The organism is Pseudonocardia yuanmonensis (assembly GCF_039542425.1).
GTDB lineage: Bacteria > Actinomycetota > Actinomycetes > Mycobacteriales > Pseudonocardiaceae > Pseudonocardia > Pseudonocardia yuanmonensis.
On the sequence record NZ_BAABIC010000018.1, the window covers coordinates 40,918 to 56,830 of the forward strand.

The following is a 15,913-nucleotide window of genomic DNA, read 5'->3' on the forward strand; positions in this document are numbered from 1 at the left end:
CACCGGCAGCGGATGCGGGGGCGGGATCGGGAGCGGGATCGGGGGCGGGGAGGTCGGGGGCCTCGACGCTCAAGCGGGTCACCTCGTGGGGTCGGGGGCGGAGCGGACCGGGATCGACCCGGACTCGGGCAAAGCCTAAGGGCGAGGACCCGGTACCCGCAGAGCGCACGGGTAGTCCTCACGCGGTCGCCCTCCGCGTGTCACCGGCCGGGAACCGCGGGGCCACCGCGGCGGGCGTGCCAGGATCGTCGGGCCCGGCGCCGATGACGAGGAGGAGCCCATGACCCGCTACGAGCGCGTCCCGACCCCCGACGGCGACGAGTTCGACGCCTACCTCGCCCTGCCCGAGGGCGGGCGCGGCCCCGGCGTGCTCGTCTTCCAGGAGATCTTCGGGATCAACGACAACATCCGCGGGATCTGCGACCGGCTCGCCGGCGAGGGGTACGTGGCCCTGGCGCCGGACATGTTCTGGCGGCTGGAGCGCCGCTTCGAGCGCAAGGACGAGTCCGCCCTGACCGAGTGCATGGGCATGGTGCAGCGGTTCGACTTCGCCGCCGCGGCCGGCGACATCACCGCCGCCTTCGCCCACCTGCGGGCGCTGCCCGAGTGCACCGGCAGGGTCGGCGCCATGGGCTTCTGCCTCGGCGGCACCCTCGCCTGGCTCTGCGCCACCACCGCTCGGGTCGACGGCGCCGGCATCGACGCCGCCGTCCCGTACTACGGCTCGGGGATCCACGGCATGCTCGACCGCGCCGACGCCCTCGAGTGCCCCGCCCTCTTCCACTACGGCGACCGCGACCCGTTCATCCCGGGCGAGGACATCGCGAAGGTCGAGGCGGCGGTGAGCGGGAAGCCGCAGGTGGAGGTCCGGCACTACGACGCCGGGCACGCCTTCTCCAACTGGGACGCGCCGTCGATGTACGACGAGAAGGCCGCCACCGAGGCCTGGGGGCACACCACCGCGTTCCTCGCCCGGCACCTGCGGTAGCGCTACTCCCCGTCCTGTGCGCGCAGCAGGGCGCGGGTGCGGGCGCGCTCGTCGGGATCGGGCGAGAAGGGCAGCGCGACGTACTCGTCCACCCCGGCCTCGCGCAGCTCGCCGAGCCGCTCGGCGACCTCCTGCTCCCCGCCGACGATCGCGGCGTCCTCCGGGCCCGCGTACCCCTCGCGGTCCAGCATCGCGCGGTACGAGGGCAGCCGCCCGTACACCGCGAACTGGCGGGCGGCCTCGGCGCGGGCGGCGTCCACGTCGTCGGTCACCGCGACCGGCAGCGAGGCGACCACCCGCACGGTACGGCCGGCCTCCTCGGCGGCGCCGCGGATCGTCGGGACGACGTGCTCGGCGAGGGTCCGGGGCCCGGTCATCCAGGTGACGGTGCCGGCCGTGCGGCGCCCGGCGAGCCGCAGCATCTGTGGACCGAGCGCGGCGACGTACACCTCCGGCGCCGGCGCGCCCGGCACCCGTAGCGAGCCCCGGGTCGTGACGAGCTCGCCGGTCGCCGCGGCCTTCTCCCCCGCCAGCAGCGGGAGCAGCCCGTCGAGGTACTCGGCGAGGCGGCGGACCGGCCGGTCGAACGGCAACCCCCACACCCCCTCCACGACGGGCCGGTGGCTGAGCCCGAGTCCGAGCGTCAGCCGGCCCTCGCCGATCAGGTTGACGGTGAGCGCGCGCTGGGCGAGCGCCATCGGGTGCTGCGGCTGGATCGGCACCACGCCGGTGCCCACCTCGATCCCCGGCACCTCGCGCAGGGCCACGGCGAGGACGGTGAGCAGGTCCGGCTCGTAGGGCAGCTGGGCGGTCCAGTACCGGCGGAACCCCTCGTCGCGCAGCCGCGCGAGCTCCTCGACGTAGGCGTCGACGACGGACCGGCCGCCGCCGTCGCCCAGGTACCCGAACATGCTGATCCGCATCGCCATGGGGGCAGCTTCGCACCGCACCTGCCGCCGCGGGGAGCCCGGGCTGCTCCGAACGGCCGGGGCCGGACGGCCGTGGTCCTCCCGCGGACCCGGGCCTACTCTCGCCGCCCTCGCACGACCACCGACGACGGAGCGAGGTAGGAGATGACCGACAACGTGGCGCTCGTCCAGGCCGCCTACGACGGCCTCGCCAAGGGGGACGCCGGCCCGCTGCTCGACATCCTCCACGACGAGGTCCAGTGGTTCGAGGCCGAGCACTCCATGTACTGGCCGGGCGGAGCGTTCGTCGGCCCGCAGGCCGTCGTCGAGAACGTGCTCGCCCGGATCCCCGAGGACCACGACGACTTCCGGATCGAGATCCGGCGGGTGCTCGGGTGCGGGGACACGGTCCTCGTGGAGGCGCGCTACCACGCGACCGCGGCGAAGGCGACCGGGAAGCCGCTCGAGCTGCAGGCCGCGCACGTCTGGGACTTCGAGACCGGGAAGGTCGTGCGCTGGCAGCAGTACATCGACACGTGGCAGGAGGCCCGGCTGACCGGGGTGGAGCCCGTGTCCTGACCGTGGTTCGCCGGTGGACCGGCGCTCAGCCGCGGACCGCCGCGAGGAAGGCGGCGACGTCCCGGTGCACCACGAAGTGCCGGTCCAGCCCGAGCAGCACGGCGACCCGGCTCACGCCGGGGTGCGCGTGCAGCCCGGCCAGGTGCACGCGGCCGCCGGAGCGGGTGTAGACGCCCAGCAGCGCGCTGACCCCGACCGAGCCGAGGTAGGTGACCTCGGACAGGTCCACCACCACCGCGCGGGCGCCGACCGCCGCCGCGTGCAGGGCGTCGTGCAGCCGCGCCGCGGAGTCCGCGTCGAGCTCGCCGACCAGCCGGAGCGCGACGACCCCGTGGTCCAGGGTCCTGCTCTCGGCCGCGAAAGAACTGGGCGAACGTTCCAGAGCCCGGGTCACCGTGGCCTCCTCGTGCCGTCACCGCCGGACCTCACCTTCCCGTCAGGTCCGCGGGCGGTCAACCGGCGGGTGGGTGACGCGATCACCACGTTCGCGCGGCGTCGGTGCCGACTACACGTGACACCGGTGCCCGCCGCGCACACCGGCCCTACGCTGGACCCCGACGGCGGGAGGAGGGCCGGCGTGCCGAAGGTGCTCGGGGGGTCGCTCGCCGCCCATCGGGACGAGGTGCGCGCCCGCGTGTTCGCCGCCCTGCGCGAGCTGCTCTACGAGCGGGGGTTCGACGCCGTCACGCTCGCCGGCGTCGCGGCCGCGGCCGGGGTGGGCCGGACCTCGATCTACAACCACTTCCCCGACCGGCAGGCCCTGCTCGTCGCGTTCGTGGAGCACGAGGCGGACCGGTACGTCGCCGACCTCGAGTCGGCGCTCGGGGCCGCGGCGACGCCCACCGAGCGGCTCGCCGTCTTCGCGCGGCTGCAGCTGCACCGGCTCGCGGAGTTCCACCTGCCGCCGGGGCAGGCGCTGGCCGGGGCCCTCGATCCCGAGTCGTACCGGCGGATCGCGGCGCACGCGGACCCGATCGGCGACCGGCTGGCCCGGATCGTGCGGGAGGGGATCGAGTCGGGCGAGATGGCGGCCGAGGACCCGGCGGTGCTGGTGGCGATGATCGGCGCGGCGCTGTCCGCCCGGCAGATCGTCGACGTGCCGCCCGAGGAGCTGGCGGGCTCCGTGGAGGCCGCCGTGCGGATCGTGCTGGGCATGGTCCGGCCGTCGGACTTAGGCTAGCCTCAGTCCGCCGGGTGCTCTAGCATCTTTTCTGACACGGTGTCAGGAAGATGCGGGAGGAACGGCATGGGCGAGCTCTCCACCGGTCTGCGCCAGGCCACGGCCGCGGTTCACGAGCGTGCCCACCACTCCACCTACATGGCCGCCCTGCTCGACGGGCGCCTCCCGTTGTCGGCGTACACCCTGCTCGCCGAGCAGTACCTCGCGATCTACGGCGCGCTCGAGGCCGCGGGGGACGCGCTGGCCGCGGACCCCGTCGCCGGCCCCTTCGTGATCGACGAGCTGCGCCGGGTGCCCGCGTTGCGCCGGGACGTCCCGGCCCTCGGCGGATCCGTCGACGCGCCCCGGACGCTGCCCGCGACGGAGACCTACGTCGCCCGGCTGAGCGAGGCCGCCACGGACGCGCCGGTCTTCGTGGCCCACCACTACATCCGCTACCTCGGCGACCTCGCCGGCGGCCAGGTCGTCGGGAAGATGCTGGAGCGCACCTACGGCCTCACCGGTCCCGGCGCCCTGTTCTACGACTTCGCCGCGCTGGGCAGCCCGTCGCGGTTCCGCGCGCGCTACCGCGCGCTGCTCGACGCCGCCCCCTGGGACGAGATCGAGCAGCGCCGGGTCATGGACGAGGCGGTCCGGGGGTTCGAGCTGAACATCGCCGTGTTCGACGAGCTGGCCGAGGCGACGGGCCTGCCCGCCGCCGCCTGACCCGGCACCGCCCGCCCCGTACTCAGAACACGATCACGCCGCGCAGGTTGCGGCCGGCGTGCATGTCGTCGAAACCGGTGGCGACCTCGTCGAGCGTGTACCGGGTCGTGATCAGCTCCTCGAGCTTGAGCGCACCCCGCCTGTACAGCTCCAGCTGCGCGGGGATGTCCGCGGTGGGGGCGCTGGCGCCGAACAGTGAGCCCTGCAGCCGCTTCTGGTAGAGCGTCAGCTCCATCAGCGGGATGTCGCCCTCGCGGGTGCGCACGTCGCCCAGCCCGACGACCACGCACGTCCCGCCCTTGCGCACCGCCTTCAGCGCCTGCCCCACGTGCGAGCCCCGGGTCACGCCGACGCAGACGATCGACGCGTCGGCGCCCTGGCCGTTGGTCAGCGAGCGGGCGAGGTCGGCGGCCTCCCGGATGTCCTCGACCGCGTGCGTCGCGCCGAGGCCGAGCGCCGACTCGCGCTTGAACGCGACCGGGTCCACGGCGATCACCGCGGAGGCCCCGGCGTGCGCGGCGCCCTGCACCGCGTTGATCCCGATCCCGCCGACGCCCATCACGATCACGACCTGGCCGGGCCGCACCTCCGCGGAGTTGACCGCCGCGCCCCAGCCGGTGCCCACGCCGCAGCCGGTCAGGCAGGCGATCTCCAGCGGGACCGACGGATCGACCTTGACCGCCGAGGCGGTGGAGACGGTCGTGTACTCGCAGAAGGTCGACAGCCCGCACATCTGCCCGACGGGCTTCCCGTCCAGCGCGAGCCGGAAGGACGTCGGGTCCTCCCACCGGGCGTTCGTCGCCAGCGACGCCCCGAGGTCGCAGAGGTTCTGCATACCGTGCGCGCACCAGCGGCACCGGCCGCAGGCAGGCAGGAACGAGAACACGACGTGGTCGCCCTCGGCGAACCCGGTGGTCCCCGGTCCGACGGCCTCGACGATCCCGGCCCCCTCGTGCCCGCCGGCGAACGGCAGGATCCCCACCTTCTGGTCGCCGGTGGCGTGGTGGTCGTCCGAGTGGCAGAGCCCGCTCGCGACCATCTTCACCCGGATCTCGCCGGGCCTCGGGTCGTCGACCTCCAGCTCGACGACCTCGAACCTGCCCGGGACCTCGCGCAACACCGCGCCTCGTGTCAGCACGCGATCACGCTACGCCCGGGGCGCCCTCACGCGAGCCGTGCAGCGGCCTGCGTCACCCCGGGTCCGTCGAGGGCGTCGAGCCCCGCCGGGCGACCGGTGGCGAGCAGCAGCAGGTCGCCGGCCGGGCCGCGGACCTCCTCCCCCTCGCCCGCCGACCAGTCGAGGTCGGTGGCGCGCAGCCGCAGGCCGGTGAACCGCTTCCGGGCGCCGTAGAAGGAGCTGCCCCACACGTGGTCGAGCCCGGTGGCGACCGCGGCCGCGGGCATCGCGCGCGGGCGGCCGAGCGGACGCGCGATGTCCTGCCCGTGCACCAGCATGTCGACCAGCGGGTCCGGGGGCTGGGTGCCGAGCGGGCGGCGCGCCGAGCCCGCGTTCTCCCGCAGCTGCGCGACCAGCTCCGCCGGCGCGTACCGGGCGGCCCGGGCCCGCGCGGAGTCGCCGATCATCCTGTTCAGGTCCCCGCGCGCCCTGAGCACGCCCGTCATCGCCGCCAGCGGCGACAGCCGGGTCGTCAGCGTCAGGTGGGCGACGACGTCCTGCACCGTCCAGCCCCGGGCGAGGGACGGCCGCGTCCACTCCTCCGGCCCCAGCTCGTCGAGCAGGTCGGCCAGGTCCAGCCGCTCCCGCTCGACGGTGGCGACGATCTCCGCACGCTCCACGGCCCCTCCCCGCCCCGCGGCCGGACGCCTCGGGATGCGGCACTCTAGCGCCCGGGCACCCCGGACCCCGGCGCCGATCATCGCGGTCCACACTGGAGTCGTGCGACTCGTGCTGCTGACCCACGCCGCCACCGCGGCCACCCGGCGGTCCGGGTTCGCCGACGACGAGGCGATCGAGGCCGCCGAGCTCCCCGTCCCGGCCCTCCCCCGCTACGAGGAGGTGCGCTGCGCCCCGTCGCTGCGCTGCCGGCAGACGGCGGACGCGCTGGGCCTGCCCGCGGCCGTCGACGACGGGCTGACCGGCCTGGACCACGGCAGCTGGGCCGGCCGGGCGCTCGACGACGTCGCCGCCGCCGACCCGGACGGCCTCACCCGCTGGCTCACCGAGCCCGAGGCCGTGCCGCACGGCGGGGAGTCGATGGCCGCCTTCGTCGGGCGGATCGGGGGCTGGTTGCGCACGGTGCCGAACCGCCCGCAGGGGCTGCTCGCCGTCGTCGATCCCGCCGTGGTGCGGGCGGCGCTGGCCCACGCGCTCGGCGCCCCGGCGACGGCGGTCTGGCGCATCGACGTCGATCCCCTGTCCGTGGCCGTGCTGGCGAGGGAACCGGGCCGGTGGAACCTGCACGAGCTGCGGACGGGCCCGGGGCGGGGCGCCGACGGCACCCCGCCCTGAGGCCCGGGCCCGGTCAGCTCCGGCCGCCGGCCTCCACGGCGAGCGGCTGGTGCTCGCGCCAGGTCGCGAGGCGGCTCTCGTAGTCCGCCTCGGCGATCCCGAGCGGCGCCTCGCCGAGGAACACGCGGAGCGGCGGGTTCTCGGCGTCGACCAGCTTCAGCACGGCCGCGCTCGACGCCGCCGGGTCGCCGGAGCCGGCCGTGCGCCGCCGGCGCTGCTCCGCGGCCTTCTCGCGGAACTCGTCGTAGGCCGGGTTCGGCGTGGCGTGCTTCGCCGACGCGCCGCCCCAGTCCGTGTCGAAGCCGCCGGGCTCGATCAGGGTCACGTGGACGCCGAAGTCCGCGACCTCCTGGGCCAGCGCCTGGCTGAAGCCCTCCAGCGCCCACTTGGACGCGTTGTAGATCCCGATGTTCGGGAACGCCGAGATCCCGCCGATCGAGCTGACCTGCAGGATGTGTCCGGAGCCCTGGGCGCGCAGGTGGGGCAGCGCCGCCTGGGTGACCCAGAGCGCGCCGAACACGTTCGTCTCGATCTGCGCGCGGGCCTCCTGCTCGGAGAGCTCCTCGATCATCCCGAACTGCCCGTAGCCGGCGTTGTTCACGACGACGTCGAGCCGCCCGAAGTGCTCGTGCGCCTTCGCCACGGCGGTGAAGCCCGCCTCCCGGTCGGTGACGTCGAGCGTCAACGGCAGGATCCCGTCGCCGTACTTCGCGACCAGGTCGTCCAGGCCGGACGCGTCGCGCGCCGTGGCCGCGACCGAGTCGCCGCGCTCCAGCGCCGCGACCGTCCACTCGCGCCCGAAGCCGCGGGACGAACCGGTGACGAACCAGACCTTCATGTCTCCACCTTCTCGAGGATCGGCAAGTCTGCCGTCCCGCACAAGGACCGGAGGTACCTCCGTATGCCCCGCGGTGGCCGCCCTCACACCCGGCGGCGGCGGACGGTCCGGTCGAGGATCCCGAGCGTCGCCCTGAGCGAAGCCTCGGAGACGATCGGGAAGATGTCCTTCTCGCGCCACTCCGGGGCGATGTCGGACCAGTCGTAGTACTGGATCACCCGGGTGCCGCCGTCGACCGGCTCGAGCCGGTACCCGTAGACGTGCCCGATCGGCGGGCGGGCCACGCCGACGATCGTCCAGGCGATCTCGCGGTACTGCTCGTAGCGGGTGATCCTGACCGTCACGTCGTACCTCCCCAGCTCGGGGATGTCACCGAGCGCCTCGCGGTCCATGTGCACCACGAAGGTGTCGCCCACCGCGGACACGGGCCCGCCGGTCGCGTCCATCAGCATCCCGGACGCGTCGACGTCGACGTGGCCCTGCGGGTCCCGCAGCACGGCGAACACCTCGGCCGGATCGGCGTCGACCGTGCGGGAGACCTCGATGCGCTCGCTCATCCCGGCACTCTGCACGGTGATCACCCGTAGCGCTCGACGAGCGTGCGGCCGATCCGCGCGAGCCCCGCCCGGACCTCGGCGTTGTCGGCCCCGCCCCCGGTCTCCACCTCGACGTACCCCGCCCAGCCGGCCAGCTGCTCGGCCAGCGCCCACGGCGTGTGCGCGGTGACGGTGACGCGCACCCGGCCGTCCCCGACCTCTTCCGTCCCCGTCCCGAGGTGGCGGCCGAACCGCTCCCGCAGCACGGGGACCAGGCGGGGCTCGACCAGGGCCGTGGCGACGGCCGAGGAGCGGCGGCCCTCCAGCAGCTCGACGGTCTCGCGCCACGCCTCGGTGAGCGACAGGTCGTCCGGCCGGTCGGCGGCGAGGTCGGTGAGCTCGGCGTCGCTGATCCGGTCGACGCGGAAGGTGCGGCGGCCCGCGGCGGTGCCCGCGAGCAGGTACCAGGTCGCGGACTTGTCGATCAGCGCCCACGGGTCGACGAGCCGCTCCCGGCCCCCGTAGCCGAACCGCACCTTCCGGCGGCGCACCACCGCCTCGGACAGCAGGTCCACCCGGGCCTCCCGGGGCGCCTCCCGCTCGCCCCACCGGGCCGGGTCGACGAGCACGGCCCCGGCCGCCGCCTCCGCCTCGGCCCGGAAGGTCTCGGGCAGGGCCCGGGTGAGCTTGCGCAGCGCGGACCGCAGCTCGGGTGCGGCGCGCACCTCCGGCCCGGCGAGCAGGAACAACGCCCGCGCCTCGCCGGCGGTGAGCCCGGTGAGGTCCGTGCGCGCCCCGCCCACCAGCGACCAGCCGCCCCCGCGGCCGGGCTGGGGGTAGACCGGCACGCCGGCGGCGGAGAGGGCCTCGAGATCCCGCCGGGCGGTCGCGACGGAGATCTCCAGCTCCTCGGCCACCTGTCCGGCGGTCACGCGGCCGCGCGCCTGCATCAGCAGCAGGATCGCGACGAGTCGGTCGGCACGCACGCCCGGAAGTATCGTCTTCAGAAGTGCTCGTTCGGTGAGCACTTTCGGGGCGCATGCTTCCTCCACGGACCGATCGAGGAGGACGACATGCTCCAGGGAATGGCCACCCACAACTTCTTCGCCGCCGACCTCGACGCCGCGCGCGCCTGGTACTCGGACCTCTTCGGGGGCCCGCCGTACTACGTCGTGGAGGGCGGGTACGTGGAGTGGCGGCTCGGGCCGCGCGAGGACGAGTTCGGGATCGTGAACGCCGCCTACGCCCCGCATCCCACCGGAACGCCGGCCGGGTCGATCACCTTCTGGGCGGTCGACGACGTCGCCGCCGCCCTCGACGACCTGCTCGCCCGCGGCGCCACGAAGCACGCGGACGTGCGCGAGCACGGCCCGGGCTTCGTCACCGCCTCCGTCGTCGACCCGTTCGGCAACGTGCTCGGGATCATGGAGAACGTCCACTTCGCCGAGGGGGTCCGCAACCGGCGGGCCTGACGCCGTCCGCTTGCCGTGTCGGTCCGCGGATGGTCGGGTAGGGGCCAGGTGATCGGGGAGACGACGGAGCGGAGGTACCGGGATGGCGGCGATCGCGGACATGGTGCGCAAGGCCCGGAGGCGGCCGCCCCCGGACTCCGGCGGCGACCTGCCGCACGTCGTGGTCGTCGGCGCCGGGTTCGCCGGGCACACCGCCGCGAAGGGACTGCTGCGCCGGCTGCGGGGCCGCGCCCGGATCACCGTGATCGACCAGAACGACCACTTCCTCTACCTGCCGCTGCTGCCGGAGGTCGCGGTCGGCACCCTCGAGCCGCGGCGCATCGCGGTGCCGCTGGTCCAGTCGTTGCGCGGCGCCGAGATCGTCGTCGGCGAGGTCACCCACATCGACGTCGACGCCCGCACGGTGTCGTGGACCGACCAGGAGGGCGGCACCGGGTCGGTGTCCTACGACCGGCTCGTGCTGTCGGTGGGCAGCGTCAACAAGCTGTTGCCGGTGCCGGGCATCGCCGAGTACGCGCACGGCTTCCGGGGGCTGCCCGAGGCCCTCTACCTGCGCGACCACCTGACCCGGCAGATCGAGCTGGCCGCCGTCGCGGCCGATCCGGCCGAGAAGGCCTCGCGCTGCACGTTCGTGGTGGTCGGGGCCGGGTACACCGGCACCGAGGTGGCAGCGCAGGGCGCGTCGTTCACCGCCGCGCTGGCGAAGGACCACCCGTCGCTGCGGGACACGCCGGTCCGCTGGATGCTGCTCGACATCGCGAAGCGGGTCCTGCCGGAGCTCGACGAGCGGCTGTCGCACACGGCCGACCGGGTGCTGCGTGAGCGGGGCGTCGACGTCCGCATGGGCCAGTCGGTGGCCGAGGCGTTGCCGAGGTGCGTGCGGCTCACGGACACGGACGAGGAGGTCCCGACCCACACCCTCATCTGGTGCGTCGGGGTGCGGCCCGATCCCCTGGTCGAGGACCTGGGCCTGCCGAACGAGCGCGGCCGGCTCGTCGTCGGGACCGACCTGGCCGTGGCGGGGCACCCGGAGATCGTGGCGTGCGGGGACGCCGCCGCGGTGCCGGACGTCACCCGGCCCGGCTCGGCCACCGCCATGACCGCCCAGCACGCCACCCGGCAGGGCGCGCTCGCCGCGCGCAACGTGGCCGCCTCGCTCGGCCACGGCACCCCGCGGGCGTACAAGCACAGCGACCTGGGGTTCGTGGTCGAGCTCGGTGGCACGGACGCGGCGGCCAACCCGCTAGGCGTCCCGCTGTCCGGGCTGCCGGCCACCGCCGTCACCCGCGGCTACCACCTGCTCTCCATGCCCGGCAACCGGATCCGGGTCGCGGCGGACTGGTTGCTCGACGCCGTGCTCCCCCGCCAGGCCGTGGCGCTCGGCGTGGTGCGGGGGCAGCACGTGCCGCTGGAGACGACGGCACCGGTGCCCGCGGGCTGACGCCGGAGGGTCCACGGGGAGTCCACGGGGAGGATTCACGGGGCCGTCGCCCGGGCATCCCGCCGGGCATGACGAGCCGAACCGACACGACGCGCGCGGGCCGCGGGAGCTGGGACGTCGACCAGCGGCGGAACGACGGGCCCCCGGGCCGTGACGCCGACAACCCGGTGAAGATCCCACCCCGGGGTTGGTTGCAGGTGGTGAAGCGGGCCTGGGCCGAGGCGAAGGACGACAACGTCCCGATCCTGGCCGGCGGGGTCGCCTTCTTCGCCTTCCTGGCGCTCTTCCCCGCGATGATCGCGGCGCTCACGATCTACGGCCTGGTCGCCGACCCGGCGCAGGTCGCGGCCCAGGTCAACGACCTGGCCTCCGCCCTGCCCGAGACCGCCCGCCCGATCATCACCGACCAGCTCAACGCCGTCGCCGGCAGCAGCGACCGGGCGCTGGGCATCGGGCTGGTCGTGTCGATCCTGGCGGCCCTGTGGAGCGCCTCGGGCGGCACGATGAACCTGATCAAGGCCACCAACCTGGCCTACGACGAGAAGGAGACCCGCGGGTTCCTCAAGCTCCGCGGCGTCGCGCTGGGCCTCACCCTCGGCGCGGTGGGGTTCGTGCTGCTCGCGGTCGCGCTCGTGGCCGTGGTGCCCGCGGTGTTCGAGGCCCTGGGCCTCGGCGGGTGGGGTCTGGTCGTCGCCCAGGTCGTGCGGTGGGCGCTGCTGGTCGCGCTGGTCATCGTGGCGCTCGCGGTGGTCTACCGGATCGCCCCGGACCGGGACGCGCCGCGGCTCACCTGGGTGAGCACCGGCGCCCTGGTCGCGACGCTCCTGTGGATCATCGGGAGCCTCGCCTTCAGCTTCTACGTGAACAACTTCGGCAGCTACAACAAGACCTACGGCGCCCTGGCGGGCGTCATCGTTTTGATGCTGTGGCTGTACCTGACCAGCTACATCGTGCTGCTGGGTGCGGAGATCAACGCCGAGAGCGAGCGGCAGACCGAGCAGGACACCACCAAGGGCGAGCCGCTGCCGATGGGTGAGCGCGGGGCGACGGCGGCCGACACGATCGCCGACCCGCCGGAGCCGCAGAAGGACTCCGGGCAGGGCGCGAAGCGGTAGCCGGCCCGGTCAGGCGCGGCCGCGGATCCGGGGCACCCCGGCCAGCAGCCCCCGCTGCGGGACGCCGTCGACCGGCTCGGCGGCGGCGCCCGCCTCGGCGAGCACGTCGTTCGCCGCGAGGACCCCGGACATCGCCGCCCGCTCCATGAGCCCGGCGAGGTAGGGCAGCTCCACGAAGTCCCCGGCCACCCGCACCCCGCGCGCGTCGGTGCGGACGCCGGGGCGGGTCCCGGCCGTCCCGGGAGGGAAGGCCGGGGCCGTGGCCTCGTGCCGCTGGTGCACGTGCAGGACCTCGGCCGCGCGGACCTCGGGCCACAGCGCGGCCAGTTCCGCGTGCATGGCCCCGGTCGCGGCCTTGGCGTCGGGTTCCGGGCACGCGTAGGAGTGCAGCTCGACGACGGAACCGCCGGTCCGGGCGGCCCACTCGGCCGACGGGGCCTCCAGCCGCGAGTACACGGTGATCGAGTCGAGGGTGCGCTCCCCGCTGACGGCGCTGAACACCGCCCGCTCCGGCGCGACGTCCCGGTCGAGCCACAGCCGCGCGACGGCGAACGGCGGGGCCGTCCCGAGCCCCGCGCACTGCGCGGCCAGCCGCGGGGCCGAGGCGGCCGCCCCCGGCGACGCCTCCAGCAGCCCCCGCAACCCCGCGGGGTCCAGGGCCAGCACGACGTGCCGCGTCGTGAGGTCCCCGGCCGCCGTGCCCAGTCGCCACCCCTGGCCGTCCGGCTCGAGACGGGTGGCCCGGCACCCGGTCCGCACCTCCGCCCCGTGCGCGCGCAGGTGCCGCGCCAGCGGCTCCCAGATCGCGGTGCGGTGGTCGGTGACCGGGGCGTCGAAGCCGATGCCCTCGGGGTTGCCCAGGAAGTAGTAGTGGAACATCGCGACCAGCTCGCCCGCCGACAGTCCCGCCTGGTCGCAGAAGAAGGAGCGGGCGAAGGCCTCGAACAGCATCCCGCGGGTGCGCTCGGACATGCCCAGGCGGTCCAGGAAGGCCGCGGCGTCGAGGTGGTCGAGCTCCGCGGTCGTCGTCGCGCGGTCGTAGGCGAGCAGGGCGCGGCCGGCGTCCGGGTCGGCCCCGGCCATGTCCCGCCAGCCGAGGCTCTTCGAGCGCAGCAGCAGGGCGAGCAGGTTCAGCGGCGGGGCGGCGGGCAGGCCGGAGAGGTCCTCGTCCGGCCACCTCCGCGAGATCACCGGGTAGCCGTCGACCGGGGCGAGGAACCGCAGCTCGGGGTCGATCCGGCCCAGCACCGCGCGCCAGGTGTAGTAGTGCCGGAAGAAGGCGTGGAAGCCGTGCTCGACGACCTGTTCGGTCCCGTCCGGCAGGACCTCCGGCCACGCACCCAGCCGGCCGCCGAGGTGCTCGGCGGCCTCCAGCAGCGTCACCCGGACCCCGCGCTCGGCGAGCACGACCGCGGCGCTGACCCCGGCCACCCCCGCCCCGACGACCACCGCCTTCGTACCGGACGGCACCGCACGCGGCAGGGTCGGGTCGGGCACCACGAGCCGGCGCCGGCGCATCCGCAGCGGGGCGGCCCGGCTGGTGAGCGCGTCCCTCACGGCCGGACCCCCGACGCCCGCGTCCCCGCCGGGAGGAGGCCGGCGCCGACCCCGGCCCGCCGCGCCGCGCGGGCGAACGGAATCGCGACCGCCCCCATCAGCACCCCGCCGACCAGCGCCGAGCCCGGCAGGCCGAAGAAGGCCAGATGGGCGAGCACCGAGGAGCCGTACACCCAGAGGTAGAGCGCGGTGGCGGGGGCGGGGGGCCGGTCGTGGGCCGGCAGGGTCGCGTGCAGCGCCGCGACGACCAGCGCGGACACCAGCAGCCAGCCGGCGTAGTTGGTCAGCGGGATGCCCGGGACCAACGGCAGGCCGGGCCCGGGGTCGAGCCAGCGCCAGTGCCCCGCGTCGACCATCTGCGGGTCCAGGAACACGTCCCAGGCGGCGAGCGCAGCGGCCCCGACGGCGACGACGCCCGCGCGGGACCGGGCCAGCGTCCGCCCGACGACCAGTGCGGGCCAGGCCATCATCGTCCAGGCCAGCGGCACGACCAGGGGCACGTCGAGCAGCTCCGGCCCGAGCGTGCCGGTGTAGGCGTAGGCGCCGAACGGGACGCCCGTGCGCAGCCCGACCGCCTCCGCGACGAGCCCGCCCCCGCCCGCGACGACGAGCAGCAGGAGCCCGCCGCGGGCGCCGTGCAGGCGGGTCGCGTCGCACAGCGAGGCGGCGGCGAACACCACCACCGACAGCACCGTCACCTGCGTGCGCAGCGCCTCCGGGGTGAGCGGGTAGGCGATCTGGACCAGCACCGCGCCGGCCACGAGCGTCCAGGTGAGTGCGTGTACGCGCCCGCGCACGAGGGGAGCGGTTCGGAGCACGCGTCGTCCTTCCTGGGACACGGCCGGGCACGGGGGTCCCCGGGGGTGCCCCGACGATGCCGTGCCTGGCGCGCGGGCGCGAGTCGAAACGCCCGGCCGGGTCGAGGTGCGGGCCGGACCGGTGCCTCACTAGGGTTCCGCCGTGACCGCCGCGCGCCTCGACGGACCGGACGGACCGCTCCGGGCCGCGGCCGCCGCCGGCTCGGCCCTCGCGGTGCTCGGAACCCTGCACCAGCTGCGCAACCAGCGGCTCCTGCGTACCCCGCCCGCCGCGCCCCCGCCGGTGACCGTGCCCGTCTCCCTCCTCGTCCCCGCCCGCGACGAGGCCCACCGCATCGGCCCGACCATCCGCTCGCTGCTCGCACAGGCCGGCCTGGACGAGGTCGAGATCCTCGTGCTCGACGACGGCTCCGCGGACGGCACCGCGGCGGCCGTGCGGGCGGCGGCGGGCGGCGACCCCCGGCTGCGGGTGCTCACCGGCACCCCGCCCCCCGCCGGCCGGCTCGGCAAGCCGCACGCCTGCGCCCAGCTCGCCGCCGCCGCGCGCGGCGAGATCCTGGTGTTCGTCGACGCGGACGTCGTCCTCGCCGCGGACGCCGTTGCCGCCGCGGTGGCGGTGCTGCGCGGGCCCGTCCCGCTCGACCTGCTCTGTCCCTGGCCCCGGCAGGTGGCCGACGGCATCGCCGCCCGGCTCGTGCAGCCGCTGCTGGCCTGGTCCTGGCTGGTCACGCTGCCGCTGCGGGTGGCGGAGCGGTCCGGGCGGCCGTCCATGGTCGCCGCCAACGGCCAGTTCCTGCTGGTCGAGGCGGCCGCGCTCGCCCGGGCCGGCGGCTGGGAAGCCGTGGCGGGCGAGGTGCTGGACGACATCGCGCTCGCCCGCGCGGTCCGGCGGGCGGGCGGCCGGACCGGTGTCGCCGACGGGTCCGCGCTCGCCGCCTGCCGGATGTACGACGACGGCCGCCAGCTCGCGGCGGGCTACCGCAAGTCGCTGTGGGCGGCGTTCGGCTCCGCCCCCGGCGCGGTCGCGGTGGCCGCGCTGCTCGCGCTGGTCTACGTCCTGCCCGCCGTCGCCGCGCTGCGCGGGTCGCGGGCGGGCGCGCTCGGCTACGCGGCCGGCGTCGCGAGCCGGGTGCTCGCCGCCCGGCGGACGGGCGCCCGCACCTGGCCGGACGCCGCCGCCCATCCGGTCTCCGTCGTCGCGCTGCTCGGGTTGCTCGCCTCCTCCTGGGCGGGACGGCGGGCGGGCACGCTGAGCTGGAAGGGTCGCATCCTGTGAGGCCCGGGAGGTCCGTGCGGACCGGAGCGA

Annotated in this window: 18 protein-coding genes; 9 read left to right on the forward strand and 9 right to left on the reverse strand. The window is 75.6% G+C overall.

The window, feature by feature from the left end; translation table 11 throughout:
* Window positions 1–280 precede the first annotated feature (280 nt).
* A complete protein-coding gene (locus tag ABD990_RS23960; protein ID WP_345382985.1) occupies window positions 281–988 on the forward strand; it encodes a dienelactone hydrolase family protein in 708 nt (235 codons plus the stop codon).
* A 2-nt stretch (window positions 989–990) separates the two neighbouring features.
* Here the strand turns inward: ABD990_RS23960 and ABD990_RS23965 are convergent, their stop codons facing one another.
* On the reverse strand, window positions 991–1,917 hold the full coding sequence (locus tag ABD990_RS23965) for a TIGR03564 family F420-dependent LLM class oxidoreductase (RefSeq protein WP_345382986.1): 927 nt from the start codon (window positions 1,915–1,917) through the stop codon (window positions 991–993).
* 144 nt (window positions 1,918–2,061) lie between these two features.
* On the opposite strand from ABD990_RS23965, the gene ABD990_RS23970 reads away from it, so the two are divergent.
* Window positions 2,062–2,475, forward strand: coding sequence for a nuclear transport factor 2 family protein (locus ABD990_RS23970; RefSeq protein WP_345382987.1), 414 nt, complete (start codon window positions 2,062–2,064; stop codon window positions 2,473–2,475).
* Window positions 2,476–2,500: 25 nt separating this feature from the next.
* Here the strand turns inward: ABD990_RS23970 and ABD990_RS23975 are convergent, their stop codons facing one another.
* On the reverse strand, window positions 2,501–2,869 hold the full coding sequence (locus ABD990_RS23975; RefSeq protein WP_345382988.1) for an STAS domain-containing protein: 369 nt from the start codon (window positions 2,867–2,869) through the stop codon (window positions 2,501–2,503).
* Between the two features lie 183 nt (window positions 2,870–3,052).
* Here ABD990_RS23975 and ABD990_RS23980 point away from each other — a divergent pair, with 183 nt between their 5' ends.
* Together ABD990_RS23980 and ABD990_RS23985 are read left to right on the forward strand one after the other, a co-directional pair.
* Window positions 3,053–3,655 carry a TetR/AcrR family transcriptional regulator gene (locus ABD990_RS23980; protein WP_345382989.1) on the forward strand — a complete coding sequence of 201 codons (603 nt, stop codon included), beginning with the start codon at window positions 3,053–3,055 and terminating at the stop codon, window positions 3,653–3,655.
* Window positions 3,656–3,721: 66 nt separating this feature from the next.
* The gene (locus ABD990_RS23985) at window positions 3,722–4,360 is read left to right on the forward strand and encodes a biliverdin-producing heme oxygenase (RefSeq protein WP_345382990.1); all 639 of its coding nucleotides are present in this window, start codon (window positions 3,722–3,724) and stop codon (window positions 4,358–4,360) included.
* A 22-nt stretch (window positions 4,361–4,382) separates the two neighbouring features.
* Here ABD990_RS23985 and ABD990_RS23990 read toward each other — a convergent pair whose 3' ends face one another.
* Entirely contained in the window at window positions 4,383–5,498 is a 1,116-nt protein-coding gene (locus ABD990_RS23990; RefSeq protein WP_345382991.1) for an NDMA-dependent alcohol dehydrogenase, read from the reverse strand.
* A 26-nt stretch (window positions 5,499–5,524) separates the two neighbouring features.
* Window positions 5,525–6,157, reverse strand: coding sequence for a maleylpyruvate isomerase family mycothiol-dependent enzyme (locus tag ABD990_RS23995; protein ID WP_345382992.1), 633 nt, complete (start codon window positions 6,155–6,157; stop codon window positions 5,525–5,527).
* A 100-nt stretch (window positions 6,158–6,257) separates the two neighbouring features.
* On the opposite strand from ABD990_RS23995, the gene ABD990_RS24000 reads away from it, so the two are divergent.
* Window positions 6,258–6,830 carry a histidine phosphatase family protein gene (locus tag ABD990_RS24000; RefSeq protein ID WP_345382993.1) on the forward strand — a complete coding sequence of 191 codons (573 nt, stop codon included), beginning with the start codon at window positions 6,258–6,260 and terminating at the stop codon, window positions 6,828–6,830.
* A 13-nt stretch (window positions 6,831–6,843) separates the two neighbouring features.
* Here ABD990_RS24000 and ABD990_RS24005 read toward each other — a convergent pair whose 3' ends face one another.
* From ABD990_RS24005 to ABD990_RS24015, 3 genes are all read right to left on the reverse strand, one after another.
* A complete protein-coding gene (locus ABD990_RS24005) occupies window positions 6,844–7,668 on the reverse strand; it encodes an SDR family oxidoreductase (protein WP_345382994.1) in 825 nt (274 codons plus the stop codon).
* An 83-nt stretch (window positions 7,669–7,751) separates the two neighbouring features.
* A complete protein-coding gene (locus ABD990_RS24010; protein WP_345382995.1) occupies window positions 7,752–8,225 on the reverse strand; it encodes an SRPBCC family protein in 474 nt (157 codons plus the stop codon).
* 20 nt (window positions 8,226–8,245) lie between these two features.
* Window positions 8,246–9,190 carry a helix-turn-helix transcriptional regulator gene (locus ABD990_RS24015; RefSeq protein ID WP_345382996.1) on the reverse strand — a complete coding sequence of 315 codons (945 nt, stop codon included), beginning with the start codon at window positions 9,188–9,190 and terminating at the stop codon, window positions 8,246–8,248.
* Between the two features lie 87 nt (window positions 9,191–9,277).
* On the opposite strand from ABD990_RS24015, the gene ABD990_RS24020 reads away from it, so the two are divergent.
* The 3 genes from ABD990_RS24020 to ABD990_RS24030 all read left to right on the forward strand — a co-directional run bounded on the left by ABD990_RS24020 (window position 9,278) and on the right by ABD990_RS24030 (window position 12,232).
* Complete coding sequence (locus ABD990_RS24020; RefSeq protein WP_345382997.1) at window positions 9,278–9,676, forward strand: VOC family protein; 399 nt, start codon at window positions 9,278–9,280, stop codon at window positions 9,674–9,676.
* Window positions 9,677–9,776: 100 nt separating this feature from the next.
* Entirely contained in the window at window positions 9,777–11,117 is a 1,341-nt protein-coding gene (locus tag ABD990_RS24025; protein WP_345383072.1) for an NAD(P)/FAD-dependent oxidoreductase, read from the forward strand.
* A 68-nt stretch (window positions 11,118–11,185) separates the two neighbouring features.
* The gene (locus ABD990_RS24030; protein WP_345382998.1) at window positions 11,186–12,232 is read left to right on the forward strand and encodes a YihY/virulence factor BrkB family protein; all 1,047 of its coding nucleotides are present in this window, start codon (window positions 11,186–11,188) and stop codon (window positions 12,230–12,232) included.
* 9 nt (window positions 12,233–12,241) lie between these two features.
* Here ABD990_RS24030 and ABD990_RS24035 read toward each other — a convergent pair whose 3' ends face one another.
* A complete protein-coding gene (locus ABD990_RS24035; RefSeq protein ID WP_345382999.1) occupies window positions 12,242–13,789 on the reverse strand; it encodes an FAD-dependent oxidoreductase in 1,548 nt (515 codons plus the stop codon).
* Complete coding sequence (locus ABD990_RS24040; RefSeq protein ID WP_345383000.1) at window positions 13,786–14,607, reverse strand: carotenoid biosynthesis protein; 822 nt, start codon at window positions 14,605–14,607, stop codon at window positions 13,786–13,788. Before ABD990_RS24040 ends, ABD990_RS24035 begins: the two co-directional genes overlap by 4 nt.
* A gap of 142 nt (window positions 14,608–14,749) precedes the next feature.
* Here ABD990_RS24040 and ABD990_RS24045 point away from each other — a divergent pair, with 142 nt between their 5' ends.
* A complete protein-coding gene (locus tag ABD990_RS24045) occupies window positions 14,750–15,883 on the forward strand; it encodes a glycosyltransferase family 2 protein (RefSeq protein ID WP_345383001.1) in 1,134 nt (377 codons plus the stop codon).
* Window positions 15,884–15,913: the final 30 nt, after the last annotated feature.